Origin of the sequence: Otoolea muris, assembly GCF_943193115.1 — a bacterium.
Taxonomy (GTDB): domain Bacteria; phylum Bacillota; class Clostridia; order Lachnospirales; family Lachnospiraceae; genus Otoolea; species Otoolea muris.
Genome location: NZ_CALPCY010000003.1, coordinates 118,058 through 136,917, shown reverse-complemented (window position 1 = coordinate 136,917; position 18,860 = coordinate 118,058). Strand labels below are relative to the sequence as shown.

General features: G+C 53.5%; 19 protein-coding genes and 1 pseudogene. 17 read left to right on the top strand and 3 right to left on the bottom strand.

Translation table 11 applies throughout. The features are described from left to right. Positions 1 to 294: 294 nt before the first annotated feature. Positions 295 to 924: a single-stranded DNA-binding protein gene (locus tag NFS31_RS03620; protein ID WP_251491715.1), complete on the top strand. Its 630-nt coding sequence runs from the start codon at positions 295 to 297 to the stop codon at positions 922 to 924. Positions 925 to 1,141: 217 nt separating this feature from the next. Further along, a complete protein-coding gene (locus NFS31_RS03615; RefSeq protein WP_251491713.1) occupies positions 1,142 to 1,624 on the top strand; it encodes a cob(I)yrinic acid a,c-diamide adenosyltransferase in 483 nt (160 codons plus the stop codon). Between the two features lie 124 nt (positions 1,625 to 1,748). Here the strand turns inward: NFS31_RS03615 and NFS31_RS03610 are convergent, their stop codons facing one another. Continuing rightward, positions 1,749 to 2,513 carry a type III pantothenate kinase gene (locus tag NFS31_RS03610; protein WP_251491711.1) on the bottom strand — a complete coding sequence of 255 codons (765 nt, stop codon included), beginning with the start codon at positions 2,511 to 2,513 and terminating at the stop codon, positions 1,749 to 1,751. Between the two features lie 264 nt (positions 2,514 to 2,777). Here NFS31_RS03610 and rhuM point away from each other — a divergent pair. Next, a pseudogene (gene rhuM / locus NFS31_RS27355) lies at positions 2,778 to 2,954 on the top strand (RhuM family protein); the annotation flags it as partial. Positions 2,955 to 3,037: 83 nt separating this feature from the next. After that, positions 3,038 to 3,913: an alpha/beta hydrolase gene (locus tag NFS31_RS03600; protein ID WP_251491709.1), complete on the top strand. Its 876-nt coding sequence runs from the start codon at positions 3,038 to 3,040 to the stop codon at positions 3,911 to 3,913. Between the two features lie 3 nt (positions 3,914 to 3,916). Here the strand turns inward: NFS31_RS03600 and NFS31_RS28195 are convergent, their stop codons facing one another. Next, on the bottom strand, positions 3,917 to 4,078 hold the full coding sequence (locus tag NFS31_RS28195) for a DUF6783 domain-containing protein (protein WP_416389423.1): 162 nt from the start codon (positions 4,076 to 4,078) through the stop codon (positions 3,917 to 3,919). Between NFS31_RS28195 and NFS31_RS28190 the strand changes: the two genes are divergently transcribed. From NFS31_RS28190 to NFS31_RS03560, 8 genes are all read left to right on the top strand, one after another. Then, positions 4,022 to 4,420, top strand: a complete 399-nt coding sequence (locus NFS31_RS28190; protein WP_416389424.1) for a DUF6783 domain-containing protein — start codon at positions 4,022 to 4,024, stop codon at positions 4,418 to 4,420. The genes NFS31_RS28195 and NFS31_RS28190 overlap by 57 nt on opposite strands. A gap of 928 nt (positions 4,421 to 5,348) precedes the next feature. After that, entirely contained in the window at positions 5,349 to 6,941 is a 1,593-nt protein-coding gene (locus NFS31_RS03590; protein ID WP_251491705.1) for a peptide chain release factor 3, read from the top strand. Between the two features lie 120 nt (positions 6,942 to 7,061). Further along, positions 7,062 to 8,465, top strand: coding sequence for a Sapep family Mn(2+)-dependent dipeptidase (locus NFS31_RS03585; RefSeq protein ID WP_251491869.1), 1,404 nt, complete (start codon positions 7,062 to 7,064; stop codon positions 8,463 to 8,465). A 186-nt stretch (positions 8,466 to 8,651) separates the two neighbouring features. After that, positions 8,652 to 9,689 carry an FAD-binding protein gene (locus NFS31_RS03580; RefSeq protein ID WP_251491703.1) on the top strand — a complete coding sequence of 346 codons (1,038 nt, stop codon included), beginning with the start codon at positions 8,652 to 8,654 and terminating at the stop codon, positions 9,687 to 9,689. 218 nt (positions 9,690 to 9,907) lie between these two features. Next, positions 9,908 to 10,156 (top strand): YlmC/YmxH family sporulation protein, encoded by a 249-nt coding sequence (locus tag NFS31_RS03575; protein WP_251491701.1) that lies wholly within the window; start codon positions 9,908 to 9,910, stop codon positions 10,154 to 10,156. Between the two features lie 256 nt (positions 10,157 to 10,412). Further along, on the top strand, positions 10,413 to 11,378 hold the full coding sequence (locus NFS31_RS03570) for an arginase family protein (RefSeq protein WP_251491699.1): 966 nt from the start codon (positions 10,413 to 10,415) through the stop codon (positions 11,376 to 11,378). 20 nt (positions 11,379 to 11,398) lie between these two features. Continuing rightward, positions 11,399 to 12,640 carry a sodium/glutamate symporter gene (gltS, locus tag NFS31_RS03565; RefSeq protein ID WP_251491697.1) on the top strand — a complete coding sequence of 414 codons (1,242 nt, stop codon included), beginning with the start codon at positions 11,399 to 11,401 and terminating at the stop codon, positions 12,638 to 12,640. Positions 12,641 to 12,678: 38 nt separating this feature from the next. Beyond that, positions 12,679 to 13,281, top strand: a complete 603-nt coding sequence (locus tag NFS31_RS03560) for a HutD/Ves family protein (protein WP_251491695.1) — start codon at positions 12,679 to 12,681, stop codon at positions 13,279 to 13,281. A gap of 143 nt (positions 13,282 to 13,424) precedes the next feature. Here NFS31_RS03560 and NFS31_RS03555 read toward each other — a convergent pair whose 3' ends face one another. Beyond that, on the bottom strand, positions 13,425 to 14,189 hold the full coding sequence (locus NFS31_RS03555; RefSeq protein ID WP_251491693.1) for an IclR family transcriptional regulator: 765 nt from the start codon (positions 14,187 to 14,189) through the stop codon (positions 13,425 to 13,427). Positions 14,190 to 14,647: 458 nt separating this feature from the next. On the opposite strand from NFS31_RS03555, the gene NFS31_RS03550 reads away from it, so the two are divergent. The 5 genes from NFS31_RS03550 (at position 14,648) to NFS31_RS03530 (ending at position 18,857) form a co-directional block, all read left to right on the top strand. After that, positions 14,648 to 15,361 (top strand): acyl-[acyl-carrier-protein] thioesterase, encoded by a 714-nt coding sequence (locus NFS31_RS03550; protein ID WP_251491690.1) that lies wholly within the window; start codon positions 14,648 to 14,650, stop codon positions 15,359 to 15,361. Between the two features lie 29 nt (positions 15,362 to 15,390). Next, positions 15,391 to 16,227 (top strand): CvfB family protein, encoded by an 837-nt coding sequence (locus NFS31_RS03545; protein WP_251491687.1) that lies wholly within the window; start codon positions 15,391 to 15,393, stop codon positions 16,225 to 16,227. A 19-nt stretch (positions 16,228 to 16,246) separates the two neighbouring features. After that, positions 16,247 to 16,624 (top strand): RidA family protein, encoded by a 378-nt coding sequence (locus NFS31_RS03540; protein WP_251491685.1) that lies wholly within the window; start codon positions 16,247 to 16,249, stop codon positions 16,622 to 16,624. Between the two features lie 373 nt (positions 16,625 to 16,997). Continuing rightward, positions 16,998 to 18,110: an ABC transporter ATP-binding protein gene (locus NFS31_RS03535; RefSeq protein WP_251491683.1), complete on the top strand. Its 1,113-nt coding sequence runs from the start codon at positions 16,998 to 17,000 to the stop codon at positions 18,108 to 18,110. A 315-nt stretch (positions 18,111 to 18,425) separates the two neighbouring features. Further along, positions 18,426 to 18,857: an RrF2 family transcriptional regulator gene (locus NFS31_RS03530; RefSeq protein WP_251491681.1), complete on the top strand. Its 432-nt coding sequence runs from the start codon at positions 18,426 to 18,428 to the stop codon at positions 18,855 to 18,857. The last annotated feature ends 3 nt before the right edge of the window (positions 18,858 to 18,860 follow it).

Genomic DNA, 18,860 nt, shown 5'->3' with positions numbered 1-18,860 from the left:
TTTAAGCCGGCCATAACCGGACGCGGGAGAGGCGCTGTACGCTGTCGAATGCGCCTGATTTCGCCCGCCCGTCCTGTCGCTTTCCGTAGAAATGTTTGAACCGATTTTTCTTCTAATTTCCATATCACAGCATAAATATAATATTAGCAATTGGCTTAAAGCGCCTTCCGGGGAAAGGTTTTGGGGAAGGCGCGCAGTAAATCTGGTAAGTGTGAAAAATAAAGGGTTACTGCGCACAGCCCGCCGGGGATTGGGCCGGTAACAATAAAAATGGAAAGAAAGAGGAGATGTACTATGTCAGAAAAAATGATTGAAAACAATAAGGTAAGCGTAATTGGAGAGGTAGTTTCCGAATTCCGCTTCAGCCATGAGGTATTTGGAGAGGGATTCTATGTGGTGGATTTGGCGGTGAACCGGCTGAGCGATCAGGTTGACCGGATTCCCCTGATGGTATCGGAACGGCTGATGGACGTGTCCGGCGATTATAAGGGATGCACCATGGAAGCGATCGGACAATTTCGCTCCTATAACCGTCATGAGGGAACAAAAAACAGGCTTGTGCTTTCCATTTTTGTGAGAGAGGTCAATTTTCTGGAGGAATTTACGGATTATACAAAGACAAACCAGATTTTCCTGGACGGCTATATCTGTAAGGAACCGATTTACCGGAAAACGCCGCTGGGACGGGAGATCGCGGATCTTTTGCTGGCGGTAAACCGCCCGTATGGAAAATCGGATTACATACCCTGCATCGCCTGGGGGAGAAACGCGAGATACGCCTCCGGTTTTCAGGTGGGGAGCCGCGTCTGCGTCTGGGGGCGCGTGCAGAGCCGGGAATATACGAAACGGTTAAGCGAGACGGAATGCGAGAAACGGGTGGCGTATGAGGTGTCGGTCAGCAAACTGGAGTGCGTGGAGGAGTAGAAGCGGCTGAAAATCAGCGTATACTTGCAAATTGAGACAAAATATGCTAAAATAACTCCGTTTTTAAAGATCCGTCAGGCAGAGGGATACAACAGGGCAGGCGCACGGGCGGCTGTCCCCCGCCGCAGACCGCAATACGGCGGCAAGGCAACAGTATAGGTAAAGGGATCCGGGCTGTTATGGGAGAACGGTATGCCATGTGGAATGAGGTGCTGATATGGATAAAGGGATTGTTCACGTGATCTTCGGAGAAGGGCGCGGAAAGACATCCATGGCTCTGGGCAGGGGCATCGGAGCGGTGGCCAGAGGCCAGAGAGTCATCATGGTACAGTTTTTAAAGGGGGCGCTGAGCCCTGAGCTTTCAGAATGGATGAAGAGACTGGAGCCGGATATGAAGATATTCCGGTTTGAAAAGCAGGGGTGCTATTTTGAGAGCCTGAGTGAAAATGAGAAAAAGGAAGAAGAGTACAATATCCAGAACGGGATTAATTTTGCCAGGAAGGTGCTTTCCACCGGGGAGTGTGATCTGCTGATTCTGGATGAGTTTCTGGGGATCCTGGATCAGAATATGATTTCCCTGGAGGCGGCGGCCGCTCTGTTCGCTCTCCGGGAGGGCACGGATCTGCTTTTAACCGGAACGGTATGCCCGCCCGGGCTTAAGGAGCTGGCTGATGAGACTACAAGGATAGAGGACAATTAGGGTTTGCCTGTCTTACGATCTATACGTCAGACCGCCGGGAGAGTATTTTTCCCGGCGGATACGTATATCCGGACGGCAGATGGCAGCGTTTTATGTTCCGGTGAATACGCCGGCAGGCGCAGTCTTATCTGTTTTTTTCGTAGAGAGCCAAAAGCCCTTTGAGAAGCAGAGTTCCGTCATATGTTATAACATGGCTGCACAGGGGCAGTATGATTTTCGCGATTCCGCCTGTCGCAATCACCGTCGCTTTTTCTCCGAGTTCCTGTTCGATGCGCGTGAGCATTCCGTCAATCATCGAGGCATTTCCGTATATGACGCCGCTTCTCATACAGTCAACCGTATTTTTCCCTATAATTTTTTTGGGCGTGTCAAGGCTGATCCGGGGGAGCTGCGCCGTGCTGGAGGACATGCTGTCAAGAGAAACCCGCAGTCCCGGCAGGATAGCCCCGCCGATATAGCGCCCTTTCTGGTCAATGACGGACATCGTGGTGGCGGTGCTCATCTCTATGATGATCAGGGGCGGCTCATGCTCGGACAGCGCGCCGACTGAGTTGACAATCATGTCGCTGCCTACGGATTTCGGATTGTCCATGAGGATATTAAGGCCGGTTTTCATGCCGGATCCGACCTGCATGGCGTTGATGCCCGTGATTTTTTTAACGGCTGCATGGATGGTGCGGTTTAACGGCGGGACGACGGAGGAGATGATGGCGCCTTCAATCTGAGAGGGGCTGATGTGGTAAATCTCCAGGATGCTTTTGAGAGTGATGGCATATTCCAGATTTGTTTTGCCGATCGTGGTGGTGATGCGCTCCATAAAATACGTTTTTGCCGTGTCTATGCCTCCGATGAAGGTGTTGGTGTTTCCGATATCAATTGCTAAAATCATTTGGTGCTCCTTTTTCAGACGGTTTAAGATTAGTAATGCGGAAGCGGCGGTACTTGGGGAATGATTGATCTTAGTATACAATATTTTTGGGGTAAAAGCAAGATGGGGGATCGTGAGAGGGACGCCGTAAGCAGGCGGTTTTAGTGGCTGGCCTGCTTTGCGATGTCTCTGCGCCTTAATATGAGCCTATAGCATTACAACAGATGAATATAACCAGATAAGGATAACATCAAAAATTGAATGGAAGGAGACAAAGTATACGCAGGATACAGAATAACTGCCGCTGCCGGAAAAAAGTATAAAACAAATCACTACAATCTTCAAGCCATTATTGCTGTTGGGTTTAAAGTAGACAATGACTGTGCAGCGCGGTTCCGCAAATGGGCAGGGCAGATTGTGAAAGACTATACAATTCAAGGCTGGACAATGGATGTCGAGCGCAAGTACAGCGAGGATCGGATTGTGTTAGCCTGTAATCCGATTTTATCCTTATCTGGTTTCACCCACGGAGGAATTATAATTTTATGACAATCAAATGTTTACGCCTCAATACAGATAAAAACGAAGAACAGGGAGGATGTAAGGAGGGCGGCGCGCTCCTTACATGCTATCTGAAGGATAACACTGAGGGCAGGCCGCATGCCAGGCGCAGGGCGGTTGTGATTTGTCCGGGCGGCGGTTATGAGTTCTGCTCGACCAGGGAGGCGGAGCCGGTAGCGATGCAGTTTTTGGCCATGGACTGCCAGGCTTTTGTCCTTACGTACAGCACGGCGCCGGCTGTGTTTCCGGATGCGCTGCGGGAACTGGCGATGTCGGTGGCAATGATTCGGGCGCATGCAGAGGAGTGGCATGTGGATGAGAACCGCGTGATTGTGTGCGGTTTTTCGGCAGGAGGGCATCTGTCGGCTTCTCTGGGCGTGTTTTGGGACAGGGAATTTGTGTGGGAGGCTCTGGGCCTTACAGGGGAAAAGGTGCGGCCGGACGGCCTGATTCTTGCGTATCCCGTCATTTCTTCCGGGGAGTTTGCGCACAGGGGCTCGTTTGAACATCTGACGGGCCGGAGCGGGGAGACAAAGGGGGAGGAGCTTTTGTCCCTTGAACGCCAGGCAGGGCCTCAGACGCCTCCTGTTTTTATGTGGCATACCGCCGCGGACGGGACGGTTCCGGTAGAAAACTCTCTTTTATTTGCGATGGCATTGAGAAAGGCCGGAGTGAGCCTGGAACTGCATATTTTCCCGGAGGGACGCCATGGGCTGGCTCTGGCGTCAGAGGAGACGGCCAAAGATATGGACGACGGCCGGGGGACGTATGTGGTTCCTGCATGTCAGCAGTGGATCAGGCTGGCCGGGGTCTGGCTGGCCGGACAATTTCCGGAAAACATTTCTGAAAAACAGTTTTAAAACTCACGGCCTAGAGCGTGTTTGAAAATTGCTTTCTGGTAGCTGTGCGTGCCACTTTGTGGGAGATTTGTGCCAAATGAACGCGGCGTAGTGGGCTGCGTTAAGTGAATTTGGCACAAATATACCGCGAAGTGGGGCGTGCAGATGCCAGGAATGAATTTTCAAACACGCTCTAGCAGTAAAGTAGCCGGAAACGGGCGGTACAGGCGTCCGCTGCGCTTTTCTCTGAGCGAGAGCGCAGTTTCGCCGGATATACCGTCCGCTTCCGGCGGCCCCTTTGCGTCTGCCGCCTATGCACAGGACATTTTTGGAAGATTCATCACCATTCTATACAGATATGTCAAGGGAAACCTCGGGCATGGAGAAATCCATGGCGGCGGATACGGCTTCCGCCGCCGCGTCCACGCCGCCCCCTGCGTCGGTTCCGCCCTGCGGGACGGGCGAGGAGGCCATGCCGGCCATGCTCTCGAACATCTCCTCCATGGCGATCTTTTGATCCTCATTTAACTCTTCTTTGGCGTACTTTTGTTCCTCTCTGCGGCGCTTTGTCCGTTTGCGGCGCAGCTCTTCACCGATCTCTTTGGCCTCATCCATGTCCATCTTGTGTTCCGCGGCTTTTTTTCGCATCTCCATCTGCTCTTCCTGATTTAAGCAGCGCAGTTTTTTGTTGATGCGTTTGACAAGCTTTTCCATACGGCGGATCATCTGCTGGATCTTCTGTTTGTCTTTTCCGTCGGAAAATGCGGCCGCTATTTTTAAGTTGGACAGGGCGCGCGTGGCCTTGGAGGAAACCTGGAGGACGTCCGCCTTTGTCTCCGCCTTGGCGAGCAGGGACGCGAGCTGGCCCACGGAATCCTCGGGCATGGAGCTTTTCATTTTGCCATTTTTATTATTGGAACCAGAGGCTTTGGAGGCGGACGCCTGTTCCGCCATCTTTTTTATGGACGACAGGAGGAGATCCATCTCCTTATCCTTTTCGCCGCGGTCTTTGTTTTTATCGGCCGGGGATGCGGATCCGGCTTTGGGCTCCTCGGGAGCCGGGGATACCGGGACGGCTTCCTGAACTGTTTCGGAAATCTTATCAGCCGCCGTCGGTCCGGGCGCTGCGGTTTCCTGGTTTTTGTAAAGGGACGAATAAGAGCCGGCTGCATCCGTCTGCCAGTTTCTAAGCGTTACATTCATATATACACCTCCCTGGTGATATAATAACGGATATCCGGAAAACGAACGTATTTCCGGAACCGCTGCAAACTGCGTATATAATCTATATCGGCTCATCTTGCGAAAAGAAAACGCTGGTTTGCACATTTTCACGGAAATATTGACTTTCCATTTAATTCATACTAGAATGGGGATACTGAAAAGGCGTCCTGCGGGCGCCCGGACGGCTGCCGTGCGATGCGGCGGGTAAATATCGAGTGTGGAGGAGAAACCTTTGGAGAATATAGCAGAACAGATAAAGCGGCGGCGCACCTTTGCCATTATCTCGCACCCCGACGCGGGAAAGACGACTCTGACGGAGAAGTTCCTGCTGTACGGAGGGGCGATTAACCTGGCGGGTACCGTAAAGGGGCGCAAAGCGGCGAAGCATGCGGTGTCGGACTGGATGGAGATTGAAAAGGAGAGGGGAATTTCGGTTACCTCATCCGTGCTTCAGTTTCAGTACGATGGCTGCTGCATTAATATTTTGGACACCCCGGGGCATCAGGATTTCTCGGAGGATACGTACCGGACGCTGATGGCGGCCGATTCGGCGGTGATGGTGATTGATGCGTCAAAGGGCGTGGAGGCGCAGACGATCAAGCTTTTTAAGGTCTGCCTGCTCCGCAATATCCCGATTTTTACATTTATCAATAAGATGGACCGGGAGGCGAGGGATCCGTTTGAGCTGATGGATGAGATTGAGAGCGTGCTGGGGATCCGGACGTGCCCGGTCAACTGGCCGATCGGCTGCGGCAAGGGCTTTAAGGGGGTCTATGACCGCAATACAAAGAAGATCACGACTTTTACAGCGGCCATGGGCGGGCAAAAGGCTGTGGCCTCGCAGGAGTTTTCCCTGGAGGGGACGGATGTGGAGGCGGTGATCGGCGCAGACTACCATCAGCAGCTTTTGGAGGATATTGAGCTTTTGGACGGCGCGAGCAATGAATTTGACATGGAGCGCGTCAGCCAGGGAAAGCTGTCCCCGGTTTTCTTTGGCTCAGCGCTTACGAATTTTGGGGTGGAAACATTCCTGGAGCATTTCCTGACCATGACGACCCCGCCGCTTCCAAGGAAGACGACGACCGGGATCGTGGATCCGTTTGATGCGAATTTCAGCGCCTTTGTCTTTAAGATCCAGGCTAATATGAACCGGGCGCACAGGGACCGCATTGCTTTTATGCGCATCTGCTCCGGGAAATTTGAGGCGGGTATGGAGGTTTCCCATGTACAAGGGGGCAGGCGGCTCCGGCTTTCCCAGCCGCAGCAGATGATGGCCCAGGATCGGAAGATCGTGGAGGAGGCGTATGCGGGCGATATCATCGGCGTGTTCGATCCCGGTATTTTTTCGATTGGAGATACGCTGTGCGGATCCGGGGACAAGATTGAATTTGAGGGGATCCCGACCTTTGCGCCGGAACATTTTGCCAGGGTGCGCCAGATCGATACCATGAAGCGCAAGCAGTTTATCAAGGGGATTTCCCAGATTGCCCAGGAGGGCGCGATCCAGATCTTCCAGGAGTTTAACACAGGAATGGAGGAGATCATTGTGGGCGTGGTGGGGGAGCTTCAGTTCGAGGTGCTGACCTACCGCCTCCAGAGCGAGTATAATGTGGAGGTGAAGCTCGATAAGCTGCCCTACGAGTATATCCGCTGGATTGAAAACAAGGATGAGACGGATCCCGCGGCGATCCAGGGCACGTCGGATATGAAGCGTATCCGGGATCTGAAGGGCAATCCGCTCCTTTTGTTTGTCAATAGCTGGAGCGTGGGGATGGTCCTGGAGCGAAACCCAGGGCTTAAGCTGAGCGAGTTCGGACGGAATTAACGCGGCTGCGCGGGGGGATCGTGCGGAGCCCGCGCTGTATGAGATTGAATTGAGGAAAGGAGGAACGCCGCCTGCGCGCTGCTGTGTGTGGGAGCAGGCGCCATGGCGGCGGAAAACGATATGTACCAGAAGAAAATTGAGGAGTTTATTGACGCGCACCGCCAGGAGATGGTGGATGATATCTGCCGGCTGTGCCGTATAAACAGCGAGCGGTCCGGTTATCAGGAGGGCATGCCGTACGGAAAGGGGGCCAGCATGGCCCTGTCCGAGGCGCTGGGCCTGGCGGAGCGGTATGGGTTTGCGATCCACAATTATGATAATTATGTGGGAACCGCGGACTTGAACGATAAGGAGAAGCAGCTCGATATCCTGGCCCATCTGGACGTGGTTCCGGCCGGGGACGGATGGAGTGTGACAGGGCCGTTTGAGCCCCTGGAAAAGGACGGGAAGATCTACGGCCGGGGGACGGCTGACGACAAGGGGCCGGCGGTTGCGGCTCTTTACGCCATGCGCGCCGTGAAGGAGCTGGGGCTTCCGGTGAGTAAAAACGCGCGCCTCGTGCTGGGGACGGATGAGGAGTGCGGAAGCTCGGATCTGCGCCATTACTATAAAGTGGAGGAGGAAGCGCCGATGTCATTTTCACCGGACGCCGAATTTCCGGTGGTGAATGTAGAAAAGGGAAGGCTGCAGGGCCATTTTACCGCCGAATTCGAGGCGTCGGAATCGCTTCCCAGAGTCTGCTCCGTAAAGGGAGGGACAAAGATCAATGTGGTTCCCGGAAAGGCGATGGCTGTGATTGAGGGACTGGATGATGATCTCGTGCGCGGAGAGGGGAAAAAGGTAGAGAGTGAGACCGGCGTTTCCTTTGCGATCAAAGGGATGAATGAGACGCTGGAGATCACGGCCGAGGGGGCCGGATCCCATGCGTGCGAGCCTCAGGAGGGCAAAAACGCTGTCACGGCTCTGCTTTTGCTTCTGACACGCCTTCCGTTTGCGGATTGCGGCCAGATCCGCGCGATCCGCAGCCTGACAGAGCTGTTCCCGTATGATGACACAGCAGGCAGGGCCCTGGGCATTGCGATGGAGGATGAGATATCCGGAACCCTGACGCTGGCCTTTTCCATGCTGGAGATCACAGGGGACAGCCTGGATGCGAACTTTGACAGCCGCTGCCCGGTCTGCGCCAATGAGGAGAATGTATTAAAGCCGGTGCGGGAGCGTCTTAGCGCACATGGCTTTACGCTCGTCACCCCGGCCATGGAGCCGCCGCATCATGTGGATGGGGAATCGCATTTTGTGAAGACGCTGTTAAAGGCATATGAGCGGTATACGGGAAGGAAGGGGAGCTGCGGATATATGGGCGGGGGAACGTATGTCCACAACCTGAAAAACGGCGTTGCGTTCGGAGCCGCCATGCCGGGAACGGATAACCGGATGCACGGGGCGGATGAGTTTGCCGTGGTGGAGGATTTGCTGACAAGCGCGAAGATTTTTGCGCAGGTGATTGTGGATCTGTGTAAATAGGCAGCGGCTGTCTGTCCTAGACTTAACAAAAATTTCAGAAAATTTTTTGTATTTCATTCGATTATTAAAGAAAGTTCCATTGATTTGCCGGGGATTCTGTGCTAGACTTTGAGCGTGTCTGAATATTGCTTATCGATGTCCCGCGCAGGGCGCGCGGGAGCGGCAGGTCAAAGGAGCGATTGGTTTATGAAGAAAAAATTAATGGTTTTACTCGCATCCGCCATGGTCCTGGCATCACTTGCGGGATGTGGCAATAACAATGCGGAAGAGGCGTCCGGCGCTTCATCAGAGGCAGAGGAGACGGCCGGCGCGGCAGACCCGGCCATGGAGTCCACAGACGGGACGGCCGGCGAAGAAGAAGTGGAAAAGCCGGGAGAGGAAAAGACGGAGCTGGTGATCGCCGGAGGGGACGCGGCGGGTGTCGCGGCCGCGATCCAGGCTGTCTCCGAGGGCATGGATCCGTCTGCGATCCTGATCGTGGAGTCAGGAGATGAGCTGGCTGCGGATGCGGCGGGAAAGGGAAGCTTTTTTAATGAGTCCGATTCGGATCAGCAGTTCGAGGCCGGGATAGAGGACAGTTACGACAGCTTCCTGGCCGATACGCGCAAGGCCGGAGGCGATGAAAATGATACGGCTATGGCGGAGTTCCTGGTGGAAAGCGCGTCTGAGGCCAGAGTGTGGCTGGAGGGCCTGGGCGTGAAGTTTGGCGCGCCGGAGCAAAGAGAGGGCTCATCTGCCGCGAGAAGCCTGCCCGGGGCGGGTGAAGAGCTGGGCGTCCAGGTGGAAAAGGCGCTTAAGGCCAAGGCAGAGGAGCTTAAGATTCCGGTTCGTTATAATACATCCGTTGTTAAACTTCTGTACGGCGATGACGGGGCTGTATCCGGCATTGTCCTCAGCGCGGACGGGAAAGAGGAAACCATTGACTGCCTGGCCGTGGTGGCGACGGATCCGGAGCTTTTGCCCCTGTTTGAGGAGTTAAAGACCGTGAACGGCGCGGACGGAAACGCGGCGGGCGTTGTTGTGACATCCTGCGCGGAAGCGATCATGCCGGGCAGCGAGGAGGAGGAGAAAGCGGTTCCCGGGCTCTATGCCGCCGGGCGGATCATCGAGGCCGCCGCGCATGGCGCAGGCGCGCTTGAGGGAAATGAGATGGTTTCCATGGCCGTGTACGGCATGACGGCGGGCACGGAGGCTGCGATTTATATCGGGGACGCAAGCAGATAGAGGACGGGAGCGGTAACAACTGCGATCCATATTATAACGGTAATGTGACGTTTAAACCGTTTTTTCTGTGAGGAGGCGGCGCGGGATCTGTACGGCGATGCGCAAATAACGGCGGATATCAGGTGTGGAATTTGCCGGAATGTTTGCATGGATGTACAGGCTCCCGGCCGTTTTTTCTGCATATAATAGGAATAAGGAACGGTCCGGAGGGACTTGATTTGAGGATCTGCGATCTGAAGCAAAAGGAAGTAATCAATGTAAAGGACTGCCGGCGGCTGGGCTTTGTGGGCGATGTGGATTTTGATATCCAGACCGGAAAGATCACGGCCATCATTGTACCGGGGCCTGGCTGTATATGGGGCTTTCTGGGCCGTGAAAAAGAATATGTCATTCCCTTCTGCGATATCTGCCAGATAGGGGATGACATTATTTTAGTGGAATTGAAGGAGAAGAAGGAGAAGGAGTAGACGGGCCGAATGCGCGCTGTATAACCGGAAAATTGTGGTTTGCCGGTTTTACAGCGTTTTTTTATGCCGTCCCGCAGTTATACAGGTTTCCTGTGAGTCAGTTTATAGCAACATAATTTTATTATAGTGTCTATTTTTCAAAATAGATAACAAAATATCCAAAATATATTGACATACTGTTTTTTATATCGTATACTATGCGCATCAAAACACAATATTGAACTTAATTTCTAAATAGTGTCTAAAGGAGGAAAACATGAACAATTTTAGTCTCAGTAAACCGCTCAATATGGCTCCAACCGGTATTGCAACCTTTGCCAAAACGCAGATGTGCCAGGACATCCGCAATATAGATGCGGATATCGCGATTTTGGGAGCGCCTTCTGATCTGGCGATCCAGGGAAGAACCGGATGCCGCCTGGGGCCGAGAGGGATCCGCATTGCATCCACCCGTTTTTCATATAAGCCGGGAGGAACCTATGATTCGGAAAGAGGGAAATTTTATATGGACAGCGACCGCTGGACAGTGGCGGACTGCGGCGATGTAGATTATGTGCCCGGGGATTGGGTGCAGACATCGGACAATATTGAGGCGGCGGTGCGGATTCTCGCCGAAAAGGGTGTGATGCCGGTTGTCCTGGGGGGTGACTGTGCGATCGGATATCCGGTGATCAAGGGGATGGAAGCGGCGGGAAGCTTTGATATCATTCACTTTGACGCGCATCTGGACTGGACGAAGCCGGTCGGCGGGCAGAAATATTTTAACGGGGCGCCGATGCGCAACGCAGCCGGCCTTCGCTATGTCGGCCGGATTCTTCACCTGGGAGTGCGCGGGGCGGGCAGCAGCGGGCCGGATGATTTTGCGGATGCAAAGGCTCATGGCGATATGATATATTCCGTTAAGCAGACGCGGGCAGCCGGGATTCAGGCGATCCTGAATGAATTTAAGCCGGATAAAAAGGTGTTTATTGCGATTGATATTGATGTTATGGACGCTTCGTGCGCAAGGGCCACTGCCTCTCCGATGTTCGGCGGCTTCTGGTATGAGGAGATGGCGGATATGTTTGAGGCAATTGCAGGATCGGCGGAAATTATCGGCATTACTTTAACCGAGGTGGCTCCCCCGTATGATGACGGCGTGGATACAACCGCATATCTGGCGGCGCGTATGATTTCGGATATTTTGAATTTTGCAACAAAAGCGAAAGAGGAAAAGGAGTAAAAGGCGCGGAGGGACGTAAGATGACATTTGAAACATTGGATCATGTTTTTACTATCAATGTAAACGCCATTATGACAGTTGCTATGGCTTCGATATTGCTGCTGCTCGGGTATTTCGTGAAAAGTAAGGTAAAGCCGCTGGAAAAGTATTGCATCCCGGCCCCGGTAATCGGCGGATTCCTGTTTATGTTTGTCACCTTTGCCGGACATATGACAAACACGTTTTCCTTTACCTTTGACTCGTATTTTCAGTCGCCGTTTATGCTGGCGTTTTTTACGACAGTGGGGCTTGGGGCCAGCCTTGAGCTTCTGAAAAAAGGCGGCGTCATGCTTTTTGTATACTGGTTTATAGCCGGCGTTGTCTCCCTCTGCCAGAATATTATTGGTATTTCGGTTGGCAGGCTGGTCGGGCTGGACGCGCCGTACGCGCTGCTTTCGAGCGCTATTTCCATGGTGGGCGGGCACGGGGCCGCGGCGGCGTACGGCAGTACATTTGAGGAGATGGGCTTTGCCTCGGCGCAGCTAGTCGGCGCGGCGGCGGCCACGTTTGGCCTGATCAGCGCCGTGATGGTCGGCGGTCCGGTGGGACGCCGTCTGATTGTTAAGCACAGCTTAAAAGCAGATCAGGAACAGAATTTTGATATGGATGTCAGCAGGATTAACGCGGCCTCGGATGATAAGCTGAGCGGCCTTGATGTTATGAAGAATGTGGCTGCTATTCTCTTATGCATGGCAGCCGGGATGATGGTTTCGGAATGGATCGGCAAATGGATTGGCATGAGCTTTCCGACATATGTAGGCGCGATGTTTGTGGCCGTGCTTGTGCGCAACATGAACGAGAAGCTGCGGTTTTACAGGTTTGATTTTTCACTTGTTGACGGGATCGGCGACGTAATGCTGTCCCTGTATCTCTCCATTGCGCTGATGACGCTCAAGCTGTGGGAGTTATCCGGCCTGATCGGCGGCGTTCTGGCGGTTCTGGTATGCCAGGTGGTATTCATGGTGCTGGCGAGCTACTTTATCGTATTCCGCATCCTTGGAAAGAATTACGATGCGGCTGTTATGTGCTCAGGGCTCTGCGGGCACAGCCTGGGGGCGACCCCCTCTGCAATTGTAAACATGACGGCAGTCAATGAGCAGTACGGCATGTCCAGGAGGGCAATGATGATCGTCCCCATAGTAGGGGCCTTCCTGGTGGATATCATTTATCAGCCGCAGACGATCTGGTTTATCAAGACGTTTGTTCAGGGATATATTGGATAGCGTATTGGAAAAATGTTTTGGCCAGCCGAAAGGGGGAGATGGATCACATGCTTATCCGGATCAGGGGAACTGATTTGCGCGTCAGCGAATGGAGCGGCGGCATTACAAGGCAGCTCGCTATCTTTCCGGACGGCGCGGACTATGAAAAACGGGATTTTCTTTGGCGCGTCAGCTCTGCTGTCGTGTTTCTGGATGAGAGCGGCTTTACAGCGCTCCCGGATTATAAGCGGTTTATTTCAGTCATTGACGGGGAGATGCTTCTGGAACACGGAGACGGAGGGAGAATCCGATTAACGCCCGGCTTTGTCTATTGCTTTGACGGCGGGGTATCCACGCATTCTTATGGAAAATGCACAGATTTTAACCTGATGCTCCGCAAAGGGCGATGCGGGGGCGGGCTGTCATTCCTGTCTCTTGAAAAAGGGGAGCAGGGAGAGGTACGCGCGGCACAGGAAAGCAGGGGGCGGAGCCGCTCGGTGATACTTTACTGCATCAGGGGCTCCGGACGGATACGCTCCGGGGCGGATGAAGAGCCGTTTGCCGCGGGCGATGCGTTTGCCGCGGCGGGCGGGGGAACGATCCAAATCGAATGCGGGGAAGATGCGGCGCTCATGGCAGCGGAAGCATATGAAATCGGATAATGCGCTGTCAGGATCTCGCTGCGCCTGATTTTGTGAGATGATTTTTTGTTAGATGCAGAGAGGCCCGGCGGCGTGGCAAGAACACGCCCCGGGCCTCTTTACGTCCTTCCCGCGCCGCCGCGCGAATGTGCGCCGGCCGTTTTTCAGGCGCGGTCCAGATACGTGCTTTTTTGTATGATACTGTTAGCAGTCTGCATAAGCGATTCCTTAAGGACATGGTAGCCTAACTGCTTCAGCCGTTCCATGGGCCCTGAAATCGTGAGTGTGTATGTACAGTCGTTTAACGGGAGCGGAACCGCAATTGCGGCCACGCCCATATCGACTTCGCTTTCGGAAATACAGTAGCCGTCCCTCTGTATGCCGCGGAGCTGGCGTTCCAGCGCGGCCGCCTCATCGGACGGGTAGGTTCCGAGGATCATATGGATGACATCCTGCGGCTGGGAGGCCAGCAGGGTCTTTCCGGTGGCCCCGCGCTCCAGAGGGACAATATAGCCGTTTTCCGGGGAGATCGAAAGGCTGTGGCGTGATTTTACCATGTCAACACAGATCCCGATATTTCCGCGAAGCGCGGAGAGAACGACGGTTTCGTTGTGAAGCTCCGACAATTTGCGCATTTCCTCCGCAATGAGGCTTCGGGTCGTCCGGTGGACCGATACGGCGGAGGCAACAAGCAGGATGCCGGTCCCGAGGCGGTAGCGGCCGTTGGCGCTGGACTGCTCGATCCAGCCGACGGACTGCAGTGTCCGCAAAATGCGGTATACGGTGGTTTTATGCATATGCAGCGCTTTGCTGATTTCTGTCAGACTTAAATATTCTTCACGCTGGGCGGCATAAAACTCCAGAATTTTTGTGGCGTGAATTACGGAGCTGACCTGCGGCGTGGTTGATGATACGGTTTCTTTGTCCATTTCCTGTTGAATCTCCTGTTTCAAATTTGGCGGGATGCAGTTTCATTGTAAAATGCTGGCGCGGGTTTGTCAATGCCTGTTATAATTATTGCAACAGTTCAGATGACTGCCAGTTACTGTTCACGGGTAGTATTCCGCGAGGTGTTTTTTGTGAGCGAAGGTCACAGAAAACCCGGGGGCAGCAGGCGCGAAAATGGGCAGTCTGCCCATTTTGTGTGCATCATGTTGCTGTGAACGGCGGAGCCGTGAACAGTAACGACTGCCATTTAGAATCGCTACGCGATGGACGTATGCCCGCGGCCGCTCCGCTCTATACTTTCGTACGGTCGCAGATCTGTCTGAACTGTTACGACGGCCATACCGGTGATAGACAACCCTCTCCAAATACGCTATAATAGGAAGGACGCTGCCGCAGCAAACGATCGTTACGGCTGAATCTACAGTCACAGAGGTGAAGCATGTATACATTTGAGAGCAGAGTGCGCTACAGTGAATCGGATGAATCGGGAAGGCTTTCCCTGGAGGGGGCTTTGAATTATTTTCAGGACTGTTCGACGTTTCAGTCCGAGGATCTGGGGATGGGGTTTTCGTCCCTGAGAGAGAAGCGGCGGGCCTGGTGGCTGAGCTCCTGGCAGGTTGTATTTCACCGCCGTCCGTCTTTTGGGGAGCGGATACGCATCAGCACCTGGCCCCACGGCTTTAGGGGAATTTACGGATACCGGAATTTTACGATTGCCGATGAGGCGGGGGAGTATCTGGCGCAGGCGGATTCCTGCTGGTTTTTCTATGATTTGGAGCGCCGCCGCCCGGCGAGGGTGACAGAGGATGAGATACGCGGATACGGGCCGGGAGAGGAGGCGCTAAACCTGCCTCCCGCGCCGCGCCGGATCATTCTTCCGCCGGAATACGAGGCAGGAGAGCCCGTGGCCGTGGAACGGCGTCATCTGGATACGAACCGGCATGTGAACAATGCGCAGTATGTGTCCATTGCCAGGGAACTTCTGCCGGAGAGTTTTTTTGTCCGGGAGCTTAGGGCAGAGTATAAAAAGGCAGCGGCGCAGGGGGATCGGCTGTATCCGAAGATTGCCAGAATACAGGAGGGATATGTAGTCTCCCTTCAGGATGAAAGCGGGACGCCGTATGCGAATATCTGGATGGCAAAAGACGGCTGAGCGGTTACAAAAAAGAGAGGACGAATGACATGATTGAGCTTGGTAAAAGACAGGAGCTTAAGGTGCTCAGGGAGAAGGAGTTTGGCGTATATCTGGGGGAAAAAGAGGATGACAGCGCCGCTGTCCTGCTTCCCAAAAAACAGGTTCCGGAGGGAACAAAGGCGGGAGACGCGCTTTGGGTGTTTATCTACAAGGATTCGGAGGATCGCCTGATCGCAACGACGGCCGAGCCGAAGCTTGAGGTGGGGGAGACGGCGGTCCTCACGGTAAAGGACACGTCAAAGATCGGGGCGTTTCTGGATATGGGCCTTGAAAAGGATCTGCTGCTTCCCTTTAAGGAGCAGAACCACAGGGTCCGGGCCGGGGAGGAGTGCCTGGTGGCGCTCTATGTGGATAAGAGCGGGCGGCTTGCCGCAACGATGCGGGTTTATCCTTATCTGAGCAATGAGTCTCCGTGTAAAAAGGACGACTGGGTTGAGGCGCGCGTGTATGAAAACAATGAGAACCTGGGGGCGTTTGTGGCCGTACAGGACAGATATTTTGGCCTGATCCCAAAGAAGGAGCTGTACGGGAGCATCCATCCGGGCGAGGTGGTCAAAGCCCGGGTGACTAAGATCCGGGAGGACGGGAAGCTGGATTTGAGCCTGCGCGATAAGGCGCATCTGCAGATCGGGACGGACGCCGAACAGATCCTGTCAGCCATCGATCGCTATGACGGCGCGCTGCCCTTTAATGACAGAGTCAGCCCTGAGATCATCCGCCGGGAATTCAGCCTCAGCAAGAATGCATTTAAGCGGGCCGTGGGGCATCTCTTAAAGGAAGGGAAGATCGAGATTACAAAGACCGGTATCCGCCGGATCGGTTAATGAAAGGAGAACAGTGGATATGAAACAGATTATAAGCACAGAGAAAGCGCCGGCCGCTATAGGCCCTTATTCACAGGCAGTGGAAGCCTGCGGCATGATTTACACATCCGGGCAGATTCCGGTGGATCCTGCGACGGGCGTGATTCCGGAGGGGATTGAGGCGCAGGCGGAGCAGGTTCTCAAAAATGTTAAGAATCTTCTGGAGGCGGCGGGAACCTCTCTGGAGAATGTGGTTAAAACCACGGTTTTTATCAAAAATATGGAGGATTTCGGCACAATCAACGGAATCTACGCGAAGTATTTCGCGGATCGCTGCCCGGCCCGCTCCTGCGTGGAGGTTGCCCGGCTGCCAAAGGATGTGCTGATGGAGATGGAAGCCATTGCGGTGAAACCGTAACCGTTCAGACAACCGGAACAAAGCGCCTGTCCCAAATTTGTATAAAATACACAAACAAAAGAAATAATCAAGAGTATTGCACAGATTCAGACAGGGAAGTTTGTACGTTTTTGACAAAGTTTGTTTGGCATTACACAATTGTTACAAATTCAAATGGGATTTTAGAAATTAAATCCAATTAATTCAGCATTTTGAGCAATATTTATTTCCTCCTGTACAAAGTCACGAAAAGTCAGAGCGGATTTTGGTGATTTGAAACATGGCCGGAAAAGCCGGGGCATGGTAAAGTATAGTCAGTGATGAACAACAAACAGCGCATGCGGGGCCGGCAGGGCTTCCGGCATGGGACGGTGAAACAGGAGGAATCATATATATGGCAAGCTTATCGTTAAAGAATGTGTGCAAAAAGTACCCCAATGGATTTGAAGCGGTAAAGGATTTTAATCTGGAGATTGAGGATAAGGAGTTCGTTATCTTTGTAGGCCCGTCGGGCTGCGGCAAATCCACGACGCTGCGTATGGTAGCCGGCCTTGAGGATATCAGTTCAGGGGAATTATATATAGATGGCAAGCTGGTGAATGATGTGGAGTCCAAGGACAGGGATATCGCGATGGTATTCCAGAACTACGCCCTGTATCCGCATATGACGGTATTTGACAACATGGCGTTCGGCTTAAAGCTGCGCAAGGTGCCGAAGGATGAGATCAAGCGCCTGGTGGAGGATGCGGCGAGGATCCTTGACTTGTCCCATCTTCTGGACCGCAAGCCCAAGGCTCTGTCCGGCGGCCAGAGACAGCGCGTGGCCATGGGGCGCGCGATTGTGCGTAATCCCAAGGTGTTCCTGATGGACGAGCCGCTGTCCAACTTAGACGCCAAGTTAAGAGGCCAGATGCGTATCGAGATTTCCAAGCTCCATCAGAGACTGGGCACGACGATTATCTATGTAACCCATGATCAGACAGAGGCCATGACGCTGGGAACCCGTATCGTGGTAATGAAGGACGGCGTGGTGCAGCAGGTGGATACGCCGCAGAACCTGTACGATCATCCGGTGAATAAATTTGTGGCCGGCTTTATCGGAGCGCCGCAGATGAACCTGGTGGACGCAAAGGTGCAGAAGGCCGGATCCGACGTGACCTTAAGCTTTGGCGGCTGCGTGATCACCCTGCCGCAGGCAAAGGCGAAGAAGCTGGAAGAGGGCGGCTACATCGGCAAGGAAGTGACCATGGGCATCCGTCCGGAGGATCTCCACGACGAGACGGAGGTTGTGGCGGCAGCGGGCAGCAATGTGCTGACAGCCTCGATCCGCGTATATGAGATGCTGGGCGCCGAGGTATTCCTGTACTTTGACGTGGAGGGAACAAACTGCACTGCAAGAGTGAATCCGCGGACCACAGCCAGACCGGGAGATACCGTGAAATTTGCCCTTGATCTGGAAAAAATCCATCTTTTCGACAAGGATACAGAAAGAATTATCACAAATTAAAAATTTGAACCATATATAAGAGATACAAAACAGGAGCCTGAAGCCAACAGCCGGGCTCCTGTTTTTATGCGCAGTCCCGTATGCCGCCATGCAGGGCCGCGCGGCAGAACAGGCATGGAATCGCAGGAAAAAAAACGGTTCGACAAAATGCAATTCGGTATTTTTTGAATTAAATAATAATTTGTAAATATATAAACAATTTAAAATAAATATTTTTTGAAATTTCTGACGAATAAACTTGACAAATTTTCTCCAGATTGGTATAGTAGTAATCAGGAAACCCGGATAGCTGTGTGAAATTAGGAGGAGAAGGACATGCTGATTACAAAAGAGACAGATTATGCGCTTCGCATCCTGAGGACGCTGTCAGAGGGCGGCTGTCATACGGTGGGCGCTTTGGCCGCGCGCGAGGCGCTGCCGCGGAATTTTGCGTATAAGATCGTGAAAAAGCTGGAACGGGCCGGGCTCATCGGCATTTCGAGGGGGAATGGCGGAGGCTGTTACCTGGCCTGCGATCTGGGTGAGCGCAATCTCAGCGAGCTGATCGGCGCGATCGAGCAGAATGCCAGGCTTTCTTCCTGCATGGAGCCCGGATATGACTGCGAGTGGCAGAGGGCGAACGGGCCCTGCGGGATCCATGCGCAGCTATGCAGGGTGCAGAAGCAGATAGACGGGGAGCTGCGTTCCAGGAGCCTTAGCTGGGTTTTATCAGGGGACGGCGGGCATACGGCCCGCAGACCTGTTTGAAAT